We start from the raw sequence: 14,353 nt of genomic DNA on the forward strand, positions 1-14,353 counted from the left end.
TATGTTCCTTAGTACAGTGAATGTTTGTTATCTTCGATAAAACTTTTATCCAAACGCCCGAACATTTTGTAGTAACACCAAATGGTATATCCCAGAATGATTGGGACAAAAATCAATGCAACTACAAACATAACACGCAGCGTCATCAGGCTTGAAGTCGCATCCCACATCGTCAAACTGACATTAGGATCAGTGATTGAAGGCATCACAAATGGGAACATCGTTACACCGCAGGCCAGAATGATGCCAGCAATTGTCAGTGAAGAGAACAGGAATGCCCATCCAGCTTTATTCATACGCGTCATCAGCATCGTCAGCAAAGGCGAAGCCACACCCAATGCCGGTAGTACCCACAACCACGGATAGTTGTTAAAGTTGGTCAACCAAGCACCCGCCTGATGAGCGACTTCTTTATGTAATGGATTAGACTGAGCCACCGTATCCAAGCCGCCAGTCACAATATAACCATCAATACCATAAATCAGCCATACACCTGCCAACAGGAAAGCCACCATTGTCACCAGCGCACAGAGATAAGTTGCCGCACGAGAACGCAGGCGCAGCTCACCCGTAGTACGCATTTGCAGATAAGTTGCCCCCTGAGTCACAATCATCATCAAGCTGATAATTCCCGCCAATAAGCCGTACGGGTTGAGCAATCCAAAGAAGGAGCCGGTATAGAACAGACGGAGTTGGGAATCGACGTTAAACGGCACCCCCTGTAATAGATTACCGAATGCCACACCGATAACTAATGGTGGAACAAAGCTACCGACAAATATTCCCCAATCCCACATGTTACGCCACTTGCGGTTTTCCAATTTGGAGCGGTAATCAAAACCAACCGGACGGAAGAACAACGCAGATAACACCAGGATCATAGCAACATAGAAGCCAGAGAACGCCGCAGCATAGACCATCGGCCATGCGGCGAACAGCGCTCCACCGGCGGTAATCAGCCAAACCTGATTACCATCCCAATGCGGTGCCACTGAGTTAATCATGATGCGACGCTCAATATCGTTTTTGCCGATGATACGTAACAGGATACCGACTCCCATATCAAAACCATCAGTTACCGCGAAACCGATTAGCAATACACCAATCAGTAGCCACCATATAAATCGTAGTACTTCATAATCAAACATAAGTGGACTCCTGTTTACTGAGCTTCAGGTGCTGAAGTTGTTTTCTGTTCAAAATGGTAACGCCCCGTTTTTAGGCTACTTGGGCCAAGGCGAGCAAATTTGAACATCAGAAACATTTCCGCAATCAGGAATAAGGTATAAAGGCCACAAATCAGCGCCATAGAGAACAAGATATCGCCGGCTGCTAAATTGGAACTCGCCACCGCAGTTGGCAGAACTTCACCAATTGCCCACGGTTGACGACCATATTCCGCCACAAACCAGCCTGATTCGATGGCAATCCACGGCAATGGAATACTGTACAGTGCTGCGCGTAGCAACCACTTTTGTTTACCAATGCGGCCACGGATAACGCTCCAAAACGCCAGACCGATCAACAGTAACATCAGGAAACCTGCTGCAACCATGATACGGAATGCAAAATAGAGCGGTGCAACCCGAGGAATAGAATCTTTTGCGGCTGCTTTGATCTGTTCTTCACTGGCATCAGTCACTTTGCTGGTATAACGTTTCAGCAACATGCCATAACCCAGATCTTGTTTATTTTCATTGAATGCTGTACGAACAGTTGGGTCTGTGTTACCTGCACGTAATTCTTCCAACAGATGATAAGCCTTTATACCATTACGAATACGCTGCTCATGCTGGTCCATCAGATCGCGCAGACCAATGACCGGAGTATCAACAGAACGGGTAGCAATTAGCCCCATAAGATAAGGGATCTGAATGGCATATTTGTTTTCCATTTTATCCTGATCCGGGATACCTATCAGTGTAAAAGCAGCCGGCGGTGGCTGGGTTTCCCATTCAGCTTCAATGGCGGCCAGCTTAGTTTTTTGTACGTCGCCCATTTCGTAACCAGATTCATCACCCAGTACAATAACGGATAGCACAGCGGCGATACCAAAACTTGAAGCAATCGCAAATGAACGCTTAGCAAATGGAATATCACGGCCTTTAAGCAGATAGTAAGAGCTGATACCGAGAACGAAGATCGCCCCTGTCACATAACCTGCGGCAACGGTATGCACAAATTTCACTTGAGCAACCGGGTTCAGTACCAGTTCAGCAAAACTTACCATCTCCATGCGCATGGTTTCAAAGTTGAAATCAGAAGCAATTGGGTTTTGCATCCAACCGTTAGCAACCAGAATCCAAAGCGCAGAGAAGTTAGATCCTAATGCGACCAACCAAGTTACCGCCAGATGTTGTGTCTTGCTGAGACGATCCCAACCGAAGAAGAACAGACCTACGAATGTAGACTCCAGGAAGAACGCCATCAAGCCTTCAATCGCTAGAGGCGCACCGAAAATGTCACCAACGTAGTGAGAAAAGTATGACCAGTTAGTCCCAAACTGGAACTCCATAGTCAACCCTGTTGCAACCCCCAGAGCAAAGTTAATACCAAATAACTTGCCCCAGAATTTTGTCATATCTTTATAAATTTGTTTACCGGAAAGCACATATACCGTTTCCATGATCGCCAGCAAAAACGCCATACCGAGCGTTAGTGGAACGAATAGAAAGTGATACATTGCAGTTAAGGCAAACTGTAATCGTGACAGTTCGACAATATCAAACATCTTGACTCCTTGCTCCTAGCAGGAAGACACCGACTTGCGGCAACCTGACTTCATATAAGCACTTTTCTCAAAGTACTCATGTGGAAGCCTCGTAACTACCAGCAATAAATGCCTTTAAAATATACCGTTATCTTTCAAGTTGCCTCTTTGTTGGCTGCACTCACTCACCCCGGTCACATAGTTCTCTATGCTCCCGGGGATTCGCTCCCTTGCCGTCGCGATGCATCTTGAAATCTATTGGGTATAACAACTCAGTACTCAGTAAATTAAAAACTAATTAGACTAATAGTATAGTACGCTTATATTCCCATACAATAAATAGGTTTTACGTGATTCAGATTAGAATTCTGAATATAGGTCAAGAATTGCAACCTCTGTTTAATAGGAACTAATTTGATTAGAGTCAATTTAAGCAAATTAAAGCAATAATGCTATAGTAATAAATTGATTTTAGTCATCTTTTTCTGGTTAGTGTTAATTACCTTGTCTATTATTTCATTTTGGTTGATATATTGTTAATTATTTGTTCATTTAGATAAATATTGATTTCTATATTGCTGTGAAATGGCTTTTAAAATTAACTTCTTATTTTGATTCTTAAGAAAATATTATTATTAACTTCGTTTTTATTAAATTTAATTTTGATAAAGAGCATTAATGAAATTCAGTTTAATTTAATTGGAGAATAACAAAGTGCGAGCCGCACTAAAGCGCGTTCAAAACACTGCCCAGGTTCGCTCTTTTGGTAAAGGAGGGCAAATAAAATAGCCCTATTGGAATGGCAGTTAATGAATTTAATCGCGGTGAATACTGCCTATACAAATAAAAAGGCCACTTCACAGTGGCCTCATAGATAAGCATCTCTTATCAACGCTTACTTGCCAGCGAGTAAATCCTTCACTGCATCACCGATGTCTGCCAGACTGCGGACCGTCTTCACGCCAGCCGCTTCCAGAGCAGCAAATTTTTCGTCCGCCGTTCCTTTACCACCTGCAATAATGGCACCGGCATGCCCCATTCGCTTACCTTTCGGCGCAGTCACACCGGCAATATAGGCAACAACCGGCTTAGTGACATGCTCTTTAATATAAGCCGCCGCTTCTTCTTCCGCTGTTCCACCAATTTCACCAATCATTACTATGGCTTCTGTTTGCGGATCTTCCTGGAACAATTTCAGAATATCGATGAAGTTAGAACCTGGAATTGGGTCACCACCGATACCAACACAAGTAGATTGTCCTAAACCGGCATCCGTCGTCTGTTTTACCGCTTCATAAGTCAATGTTCCTGAGCGGGAAACAATGCCAACTTTACCTGCTCGATGAATGTGTCCCGGCATAATACCGATCTTACATTCATCTGGCGTAATGACTCCCGGACAGTTAGGGCCGATCATACGCACACCTGCTTCATCCAATTTCACTTTAACCGCCAGCATATCCAGCGTTGGGATACCTTCAGTAATCGTGATGATCAGTTTAATACCAGCGTCGATCGCTTCCAGAATAGAATCTTTACAGAATGGCGCAGGAACATAGATAACAGAAGCCGTTGCCCCTGTTGCGTCTACCGCTTCACGAACGGTATTGAAAACAGGTAACCCTAGATGTTCAGTACCACCTTTACCCGGCGTTACTCCACCAACCATTTGGGTACCATAAGCAATCGCTTGTTCTGAATGGAAAGTACCTTGGCTGCCAGTGAAACCCTGACAGATAACTTTGGTGTTTTTATCAATTAAAATAGACATTATTTATTTTGCCCCCACTGCTGCTACTGCTTGCTTAGCTGCATCTGTCAAGCTGGTTGCGGCAATGATATTTAAACCACTGTCAGCCAGTTTTTTCGCGCCCAGATCAGCATTGTTCCCTTCCAAACGAACAACAACCGGTACGTGAACCCCGACTTCTTCCACCGCACCAATAATACCGTCAGCAATCAGGTCACAACGAACAATACCACCAAAGATATTAACCAATACCGCTTTCACATTTTCATCTGACAGGATGATTTTAAACGCTTCTGTAACACGCTCTTTGGTTGCACCACCACCGACATCAAGGAAGTTCGCTGGCGCACCACCATGCAATTTCACGATATCCATCGTCCCCATTGCCAAGCCTGCTCCGTTTACCATGCAACCAATATTGCCATCCAGCGCAACATAGTTCAGCTCCCACTGTGCCGCCTGAGCTTCACGAGGATCTTCCTGAGATGGATCATGCATTTCACGCAACTCAGCCTGACGGAACAGTGCGTTACCATCAGCGCCCAATTTACCATCCAGACAAATCAGATCACCCTGAGTCGTGATAACCAGCGGATTAATTTCAACCAGAGCCAGATCGCGCTCCAGGAACAGATTTGCCAATCCTAAGAAAATTTTAGTGAACTGGCTGACTTGCTTACCGGTTAAACCCAATTTAAATGCCAGTTCACGCCCCTGATAAGACATAGGGCCAATTAACGGGTCGATAATCGCTTTATGAATCAGTTCCGGGGTCTCTTCCGCAACTTTTTCAATTTCAACACCACCTTCAGTAGAAGCCATGAACACTACACGACGTGTACCACGATCAACCACAGCACCAAGATACAGCTCCTTCGCAATATCGGTTGCCGCTTCCACTAAAATCTGACGAACAGGCTGCCCTTGCGCATCTGTTTGGTAAGTGACCAAACGTTTTCCTAGCCACTGCTCTGCGAAAGCGCGAATTTCTTCTTTACTGTTAACCACTTTCACGCCGCCCGCTTTACCGCGACCGCCAGCATGAACCTGGCACTTCACCACCCAAGGGCCAGAACCGATTTTAGATGCAGCTTCTTCTGCTTCACGCGGTGTCGTGCAGGCATAACCAGCCGGAGCGGGTAAACCATACCGTGCAAAAAGCTGTTTTGCCTGATACTCGTGTAAATTCATGATGTTCTATCCATAATTAAGTCTAAGAAAAGCAAAAAATTGGTAAGTTGCTCTCTGATTTTTTTGTTGCTCTGGATATAGCCAGTCCAAAGACTGGCTGTACATAATACCCGTTATCTTTCAAGTTGACTCTTTGTTGGCCTCACTCGCTCACCCCGGTCACATAGTTCGCTATGCTCCCGGGGATTCGCTCCCTTGCCATCGCAATCCATCTTGAAATCCATAGGGTATATACATTTGTTTACTTCAGACTGGGCAAATATTAGCGCGTATCTGCCCTGATTATGTTGCTATACGTCCAGCAGCAAACGTGCAGGATCTTCCAGCATTTCTTTGATGGTCACCAGGAAGCCTACAGACTCACGTCCATCAATCAGACGGTGGTCATAAGACAGTGCCAGGTACATCATTGGAAGGATCTCCACCTGACCATTCACCGCCATCGGACGATCTTTAATGGCATGCATACCAAGAATCGCGCTCTGTGGCGGGTTAATGATCGGCGTGGACATTAAAGAGCCAAATACACCACCATTGGTAATCGTGAAATTACCGCCGGTCAGCTCTTCAACGGTCAATTTGCCGTCGCGGCCTTTGATAGCCAGCTCTTTAATACGTTTTTCGAGTTCAGCCATGCTCAATGCATCCGCATCACGCAGTACCGGCGTTACCAGACCACGCGGTGTCGATACCGCAATACTGATATCGAAATAGTTGTGGTAAACCACATCAGTACCATCAATAGAAGCATTCACTTCTGGATAGCGTTTCAGTGCTTCAACCACGGCTTTCACATAGAAAGACATAAAGCCCAGACGCACACCGTGGCGTTTTTCAAACGCTTCGCCGTACTGCTTACGCATTTCCTGAATTGGCTTCATGTTAACTTCGTTAAATGTTGTCAACATCGCCGTGTTGTTTTTCGCTTCCAGCAGACGTTCAGCCACACGTTTACGCAGGCGAGTCATTGGAACACGTTTTTCGCTGCGGTGCGGCAACAAAGAATCCTGGGCAGAAGCAGAGATTTCTGCTGATTTATTACCCGCTTTTTCGTTATCAGCCATATGTTTTTCCACGTCTTCACGGACGATACGTCCACCAACACCACTGCCTTTAATCGCTTTAGCATCAAGATCATGCTCTGCAATCAAACGGCGGACCGCCGGGCTGAGCGCATCATTGCTCTCTTCTTCTAAACCGGCAGTCTGGCGTTTCGCCAAAGTTGCTTCTGTTTTTTCTTTTATTTCTGTCGGCTTACCAGTGCTATCGCCCAGACGGATACGACCAAGAAGCTGACGGGATAGAACAGTGGCATCTTTCACTTCCAAAATAGCTTCTAAAACACCCGCTTCACTGGCAGGCACTTCCAGCACAACTTTATCTGTTTCGATTTCAACCAGCACTTCATCACGTTCAACACGGTCACCCTCTTTTTTGTGCCAGACCGCCACAGTGGCATCAGCAACAGACTCAGGCAGATCCGGAACCAGAATATCTACGCTACTCATTTTATATCCTTTATTTATTCAACGTTCAGTGCGTCATTAACCAGCTCTTGTTGTTGTTGCTGGTGAACTGACATATATCCAACTGCCGGGGAAGCAGACGCAGGACGACCTGCATAACGTAAAGAAGCCCCGAACGGGATCACTTCACGGAAGTTGTGCTGACTACAATACCAGGCCCCCTGATTTAATGGCTCTTCCTGGCACCAGACAAAATCATGTACATGTGCATACTGTTCCAGTGTTGACTGAACATCCTGATGAGGGAACGGATATAGTTGCTCAATACGCACAATAGCGACATCAGTTTGTTCATTTTTACGGCGTTGCTCTAACAGGTCGTAGTAGACTTTACCTGAGCAGAGTACAACCCGTTTAACACCTTTCGGATCAAACTCATCAATTTCACCAATAACCGTCTGGAATTTACCATTAGCCAGTTCATCCAGGCTGGAAACGGCTAATGGATGACGCAACAGCGATTTTGGCGACATAACGATCAACGGACGACGCATACCGCGCAAAGCCTGACGGCGAAGCATGTGGTAGACCTGAGCTGGCGTTGATGGCACACAAACCTGCATGTTCTGTTCTGCGCATAGTTGAAGATAACGCTCCAAACGTGCTGATGAGTGTTCAGGCCCCTGCCCTTCATAACCATGCGGCAACAACATCACCAGACCGCACATACGGCCCCATTTCTGCTCACCGGAGCTGATGAATTGGTCAATAACAACCTGTGCACCGTTGGCAAAATCACCAAATTGAGCTTCCCAGATTGTCAGAGCACGAGGTTCTGTTGTTGCATAACCATACTCAAACGCCAACACCGCCTCTTCAGACAGAACAGAATCCCAAACATTGAATGCTCCCTGACCGTTATGAACGTTCGCCAGAGGAACATAAACAGAACCGTTAGCCTGATTATGGATAACTGCATGACGATGGAAGAAAGTACCACGGCCGGCATCTTCACCAGACAAACGTACCGGAACCCCTTCATCCACCAAAGTGGCATAGGCCAATGTTTCTGCGGCGCCCCAATCGAACAATTTATCGCCGTTCGCCATCTCTGCACGGTCGTTATAAATTTTCGCTACACGGGAGTGCATTGTCACTTCTTCCGGGACAGAACTGATGCGTCTGCCCAGATCTTGCAAACGCTTAACATCAACTTTATGCAGGTACTCTTCATCCCATTCGTGATTAAGATAAGGTTCCCAAGTAAATGAGTGCAGCCCCATTGAGCGCCATTCATCAACGACACAATCACCACGGTCGAGCGCATCACGATACAGGTTAACCATCTCAGTCACATCATCGACTGATATCAGCTTTTCCGCCACCAGCTTGTCACCATAGATTTTACGTGGCGTTGGGTGCTTCTTAATTTTCTGATACATCATTGGCTGAGTGGCACTTGGCTCATCAGCTTCGTTATGACCATGACGGCGATAGCAGACCAGATCGATCATCACATCGCATTTGAAGGTATTACGGAAATCCAGCGCCAAACGGGTAACAAACGCCACCGCTTCTGGATCATCTGCATTAACGTGGAAAATCGGCGCCTGTACCATTTTGATAATATCAGTACAGTATTGTGTTGAACGGGCATCTTTCGGGTTAGACGTTGTGAAACCGATCTGGTTATTGATGATGATACGAATTGTACCACCCACTTCATAACCACGAGCTTGAGACATGTTCAGGGTTTCCTGCACCACTCCCTGGCCGGTAACAGCAGCATCACCGTGGATAGTGATTGGCAATACCATATTACTGCGGCCTTCATCCAGACGGTCACGGCGGGCGCGTACTGAACCAATAACCACAGGGCTGACAATCTCAAGGTGAGATGGGTTAAATGCTAATGCCAAATGAACCTTAGCCCCCTCGGTTGCAAAATCAGACGAGAAACCCTGATGATACTTCACGTCACCGGTACCAAGGTGCTCTTTATGCTTACCCGCAAACTCATCAAACAAATCAGCCGGTTTTTTACCTAAGATATTAACCAAGACGTTGAGGCGACCACGGTGAGCCATTCCTAGTACGACTTCTCGTGTGTCATGTTTACCCGCATGACGGATAAGATCCTTCAACATCGGGATAAGCGCATCACCACCTTCAAGAGAGAAACGTTTCGCTCCCGGAAACTTAGCTCCCAGATAACGCTCCAAACCTTCGGCTGCCGTCAGTTCCGCCAGAAAACGCAGCTTTTCCTCTACGCTAAACTGAGAATTAACAGTAACAGATTCCAGACGCTGCTGAATCCAACGTTTTTCTTCCGTATTGGTGATGTGCATGTATTCAGCACCAATAGAACCGCAATAAGTGCGTTTCAGTGCTTCATACAAATCAGCCAATTTCATCGTCTCTTTGCCGATAGCAAAAGAACCTACGTTAAATGTCTCTGCAAAATCAGCTTCCGTCAGATTATGGAAAGCAGGATCTAAATCAGGAACACTATCCTGTTTCCATAATCCCAACGGGTCAAGGTTCGCATTTTGATGACCGCGGAAGCGGAATGCATTGATGAGCTGCAAAACTTTAACTTGTTTTGCATCCATTGCTGGATCGCTGACAGAGGAATGATAACGCGTAGTATCTTTCGCAAGACGACGAAAGTAATCACGCGTCTGCGAGTGGAGTTGTTCACCGCTGAGTCCCGCATTCGGCAATTGTTGGAAAATCTCTCTCCAACTTGCATCAACGGAGTTTGGATCGGTTATATAGTCTTCATAGATCTGCTCTACGTAAGACTGGTTTGAACCAGCCAGGAAGCTTGAATCCAGCCAGTCCTTCATTGCGCCGTTCTGCATTGTGATCCCTTAAGCTTTAAAAGCTTTAGTTTTCGCCGTGGTTAACTATTACCGTTTAAATACGGTATCGATAAAAGGTTCATTTGGACGTGCTTTATGCATGTTCTCTTTTGGGTTTCAGAACCCTTCAAGGAACCTTTAAAAACGGTTAGGCTGTTTTTAAAGGTTCCTCACTTCAAGCTTTTGTCATCATTAGCAGTTGGCAACTCATTGCTCTTCAATTCTTTGTGCCCTCCACAGAAAAAATCTCGCGGAGGGCAGACCTATTATGCACTATGTTTCAGCAACATAGACTTAATATGGCCAATAGCTTTTGTTGGATTCAACCCCTTGGGGCACACACTGACACAATTCATGATGCTATGGCAACGGAAAACACTGAAAGCATCATTCAGCTTGTCTAATCGTGAAGCCGTTTCAGTATCACGGCTGTCAATCAGGAAGCGATATGCTGCCAGTAAGCCCGCCGGCCCGATAAATTTATCAGGGTTCCACCAGAATGACGGGCAGGAAGTTGAACAACATGCACACAGAATACATTCGTACAGACCATCGAGCTTTTCCCTTTGTGCAGGCGATTGTAAATGTTCACGTGCCGGCGGGTTTTTGCCGTCATTTAGCAAATATGGGCGAATCTTCTCATATTGCGCATAGAATTGCCCCATATCTACAACCAGGTCACGAATAACCGGCAAGCCTGGCAACGGACGGATAACAATTTTCTTGCTACCACGCCGTAAAGCCGAAACAGGCGTAATACAGGCCAGGCCATTTTTACCGTTCATGTTAAGGCCGTCAGAACCACAAACACCTTCACGGCAAGAACGACGGAAAGAGAGTGTTGGGTCCTGCTGCTCTTTAAGCTGGATCAACGCATCCAGCAACATCATGTCACGCCCTTCTTCTGCTTCCAGCGTGTAATCCTGCATACGAGGAGCGCTGTCAACATCCGGGTTGTAACGATAAATCGAAAATTCAAGTTTCATAATCTATTCCTCCGCAACTGGATTATCAGCAACTCATTAGTAAGTACGCGCTTTCGGCGGAAATGCTTCACGCAGTTTTGGCTGCATGTTGACATCACGACGAGTCATGGTCTCAGTTTGCGGCAGATAAAGAGTATGGCATAACCAGTTCGCATCATCACGATCCGGATAGTCGAAACGGCTGTGAGCACCGCGGCTCTCAGTGCGGAAATTAGCAGCAACAGCCGTGGAAAGTGCTGTTTCCATCAGGTTATCAAGCTCCAGACACTCAATTCTCTGAGTATTGAACTCTGAGGAAGTATCGTCCAAACGCGCACTCTTCAGGCGTTCACGGATAACTTTAAGTTCTTCCAGCCCTTTAGCCATTGCATCACCTTCACGGAATACCGAGAAGTTGTTCTGCATACACGCTTGCAAATCTTTACGAATTTTAACCGGATCTTCACCCGTACGGGTACTATTCCAACGGTTCAGACGTTGCAAGGATATTTCAATATCCGATTCGCTGGCTTCACGGCTAGTCCCCTGCTCCATCAACGATTCTTTCAGGTGCAAACCGGCAGAACGGCCAAACACCACTAAGTCCAACAGCGAGTTCCCCCCCAAACGGTTTGCGCCATGAACCGATACACAGGCAATTTCACCGACAGCAAACAGACCCGGAATAACCACATCTTCACCGTTTTCGTTAACCATCAGAGCCTGACCGGTCACTTTAGTTGGGATTCCTCCCATCATATAGTGGCAAGTTGGAATAACCGGGATAGGTTCTTTTACTGGGTCAACGTGGGCGAAAGTACGGGATAACTCAAGAATGCCCGGCAGACGAGATTCCAGCACCTCTTTGCCCAAATGATCCAATTTCAGCTTGGCATGAGGACCCCAAGGACCTTCACAACCACGGCCTTCGCGGATTTCGATCATAATGGAACGTGCCACGACATCACGACCAGCCAGATCTTTAGCATTTGGCGCGTAACGCTCCATAAAGCGCTCGCCATCTTTATTCAGCAAATAACCACCTTCACCACGGCAGCCTTCTGTTACCAGAACACCTGCTCCGGCAATACCGGTTGGGTGGAATTGCCACATTTCCATATCCTGTACAGGTACACCCGCACGCAGCGCCATACCTACACCATCACCGGTGTTAATGTGGGCGTTAGTGGTTGATTGATAAATACGACCGGCACCACCCGTTGCCAGAATCGTTGCCTTCGCTTTGAAATAAACCACTTCACCGGTTTCAATAGAGATCGCAGTACAACCAACAATAGTGCCATCCTGATTTTTAACCAGATCCAACGAATACCATTCAGAAAAAATAGTGGTGTGATTTTTTAAGTTCTGCTGATACAGCGTATGCAACAGGGCATGACCGGTACGGTCTGCCGCCGCAGCGGTACGTGCAGCCTGTTCACCACCAAAGTTTTTTGACTGGCCACCGAATGGACGTTGATAAATACGACCGTCATCCAAACGCGAAAATGGCAACCCCATGTGTTCCAGTTCCAGAATGGCCTCGGGCCCGGTCTTACACATGTACTCAATCGCATCCTGATCACCGATATAGTCGGAGCCTTTCACCGTGTCATACATGTGCCATTCCCAGTTATCGTCATGGGAGTTACCCAACGCAACGGTGATCCCCCCCTGCGCAGATACAGTATGAGAACGGGTTGGGAATACTTTGGAAATCAAAGCACAGGATAATCCCATTTGTGAAATTTGTAGCGCAGCGCGCATGCCAGCGCCACCTGCACCAATAACGACTGCATCAAACTCTCTTACTGGCAGTTTCATCTATACCCCCCACACCACAATTGTTCCGTAAATCAAGTAAGCCATCAGTGCAACGATAATCGCTAATTGCAGCATTAAACGCAGTGCCAGCGGCTTTACATAGTCAGTGAGTACTTGCCACATACCAATCCAAGCGTGAGCCAGAATGGAAAACAGTGCCAGCACAGTGAAAACTTTAGTGATGGATGAGGCGAAGAAACCCCGCCAGACTTCATAAGTGATATCCGGCGTTGTAACGACAAAGCCCAGCATATAAAGAACATATAAAACAATAATCATTGCGGACGCGCGCAATAATAGCCAATCATGGATACCCGTGCGACCCAATGCAGATGCGTTACTTACCATACCAGTACTCCAGCCAGAATCGACAGAATAACAGCAATCCCGATTGCCACTTTGGCAGAGAGACTACCGACCGCTAAGTTTTCTTCCAAGTAGCCGAAATCCATCAGCATATGACGGACACCACCACAGATATGGTAAGCCAGTGCGGTCAGAATGCCCCACACAATAAACTTAGCGAAAAATCCCGTCATAATATCGGCGGCTTGCTGAAACCCTTCTTGCGAGGAGAGAGACATTCCTAACAACCAGAGGAGAATTCCTACTGCTACGAAAGTAATGACGCCGGAGACACGGTGCAAGATCGAGGTTATTGCAGAGACTGGAAAGTGTATCGTCTGCAAATCAAGGTTGACAGGTCTTTGTTTTTTCACAATTTTGCCCACACAGCTCTTTTATTATTTTCCTTCCTCCGGACCTGGGCGGAAATCAGACAGCGATAAGAGGATACAAAGACACAACATTTGATCAAACGATAGATCCTTCATGTTAAAAAATGTTGTGATTTAGTTACGCTGGGTGCTCCTACAGCAGGGTAATCCGGAGACCTGGCGGCAGTATATGTGCTTCACATTATTATTACAATTACAACACAATATGATTAGCTACATTTCCACTGAACAGTGATTAAGATCACGATTCAAACATATTGCACAAAATTAATTATCTTGTTTGACAAACTTTAAACATTTATCTTACATATATGGTTGAAAACACTTTTGAGATTGATTTTTGATAAGAGGAAAGACCTCAAGAAAAGCTAAAGTTATGTAACTGTGTAGTCCACACGAATCATAATCATTTTTGTAGTCAATGCATAAAACATAACTCTCAAAAATTCGCTAACAACCTAAAAACCATTGTCGTCCAGGGTGAGATTTCAGCCTTAAATGTGATATTGGCCTGATTTCAGCTTTTCCCCGGTAGTACAGTGTCAGGGGACACAGTATAAGAACCAATTCCACCAGGCATCATAGGTGTAGGTCATTTTTGTCAATAAATTGGGAACACAGATTGCACAGCAACCGGAGTATGCGCACAGTCTGTAAGAGGTGATTCACTCACAAATCGCTCACCGGCGCGGGCCACACCAAAGTGCATTCAAAAGTGACCGCTTTTGTCAGAGCACCGTCCAAGCCCGTTCTTAATGACAAAGAATGGTCGATAAAATAGCCTGATTAAGATAAATTCTATACGATGTCTTTCCGCCGTGGTTGTTAAAAGTTATAAAAATGAAA

General features: G+C 46.0%; 10 protein-coding genes. All 10 read right to left on the reverse strand.

All coding sequences use genetic code 11. The features are described from left to right. Nucleotides 1-8 precede the first annotated feature (8 nt). A complete protein-coding gene (gene cydB / locus ACGF49_RS09805; RefSeq protein ID WP_113043788.1) occupies nucleotides 9-1,148 on the reverse strand; it encodes a cytochrome d ubiquinol oxidase subunit II in 1,140 nt (379 codons plus the stop codon). 14 nt (nucleotides 1,149-1,162) lie between these two features. After that, nucleotides 1,163-2,731: a cytochrome ubiquinol oxidase subunit I gene (cydA, locus tag ACGF49_RS09810; protein WP_113043787.1), complete on the reverse strand. Its 1,569-nt coding sequence runs from the start codon at nucleotides 2,729-2,731 to the stop codon at nucleotides 1,163-1,165. Between the two features lie 874 nt (nucleotides 2,732-3,605). Then, nucleotides 3,606-4,481, reverse strand: a complete 876-nt coding sequence (sucD, locus tag ACGF49_RS09815) for a succinate--CoA ligase subunit alpha (RefSeq protein ID WP_113043786.1) — start codon at nucleotides 4,479-4,481, stop codon at nucleotides 3,606-3,608. 3 nt (nucleotides 4,482-4,484) lie between these two features. Then, nucleotides 4,485-5,651 carry an ADP-forming succinate--CoA ligase subunit beta gene (gene sucC / locus ACGF49_RS09820; protein ID WP_113043785.1) on the reverse strand — a complete coding sequence of 389 codons (1,167 nt, stop codon included), beginning with the start codon at nucleotides 5,649-5,651 and terminating at the stop codon, nucleotides 4,485-4,487. A gap of 290 nt (nucleotides 5,652-5,941) precedes the next feature. After that, on the reverse strand, nucleotides 5,942-7,159 hold the full coding sequence (gene odhB, locus ACGF49_RS09825; RefSeq protein ID WP_113043784.1) for a 2-oxoglutarate dehydrogenase complex dihydrolipoyllysine-residue succinyltransferase: 1,218 nt from the start codon (nucleotides 7,157-7,159) through the stop codon (nucleotides 5,942-5,944). Nucleotides 7,160-7,173: 14 nt separating this feature from the next. After that, complete coding sequence (gene sucA / locus ACGF49_RS09830; protein WP_113043783.1) at nucleotides 7,174-9,981, reverse strand: 2-oxoglutarate dehydrogenase E1 component; 2,808 nt, start codon at nucleotides 9,979-9,981, stop codon at nucleotides 7,174-7,176. A gap of 266 nt (nucleotides 9,982-10,247) precedes the next feature. Then, the gene (locus ACGF49_RS09835; RefSeq protein WP_113043782.1) at nucleotides 10,248-10,967 is read right to left on the reverse strand and encodes a succinate dehydrogenase iron-sulfur subunit; all 720 of its coding nucleotides are present in this window, start codon (nucleotides 10,965-10,967) and stop codon (nucleotides 10,248-10,250) included. A 36-nt stretch (nucleotides 10,968-11,003) separates the two neighbouring features. Continuing rightward, the gene (gene sdhA / locus ACGF49_RS09840; RefSeq protein WP_113043781.1) at nucleotides 11,004-12,770 is read right to left on the reverse strand and encodes a succinate dehydrogenase flavoprotein subunit; all 1,767 of its coding nucleotides are present in this window, start codon (nucleotides 12,768-12,770) and stop codon (nucleotides 11,004-11,006) included. Next, complete coding sequence (gene sdhD, locus ACGF49_RS09845) at nucleotides 12,771-13,118, reverse strand: succinate dehydrogenase membrane anchor subunit (protein ID WP_112876196.1); 348 nt, start codon at nucleotides 13,116-13,118, stop codon at nucleotides 12,771-12,773. Beyond that, on the reverse strand, nucleotides 13,112-13,501 hold the full coding sequence (sdhC, locus tag ACGF49_RS09850; protein WP_112876197.1) for a succinate dehydrogenase cytochrome b556 subunit: 390 nt from the start codon (nucleotides 13,499-13,501) through the stop codon (nucleotides 13,112-13,114). The genes sdhD and sdhC overlap by 7 nt, the downstream gene beginning before the upstream one ends. Between the last annotated feature and the right edge of the window lie 852 nt (nucleotides 13,502-14,353).

The sequence above is a fragment of the Photorhabdus sp. RM96S genome (assembly GCF_042879335.1).
Taxonomy (GTDB): domain Bacteria; phylum Pseudomonadota; class Gammaproteobacteria; order Enterobacterales; family Enterobacteriaceae; genus Photorhabdus; species Photorhabdus kayaii.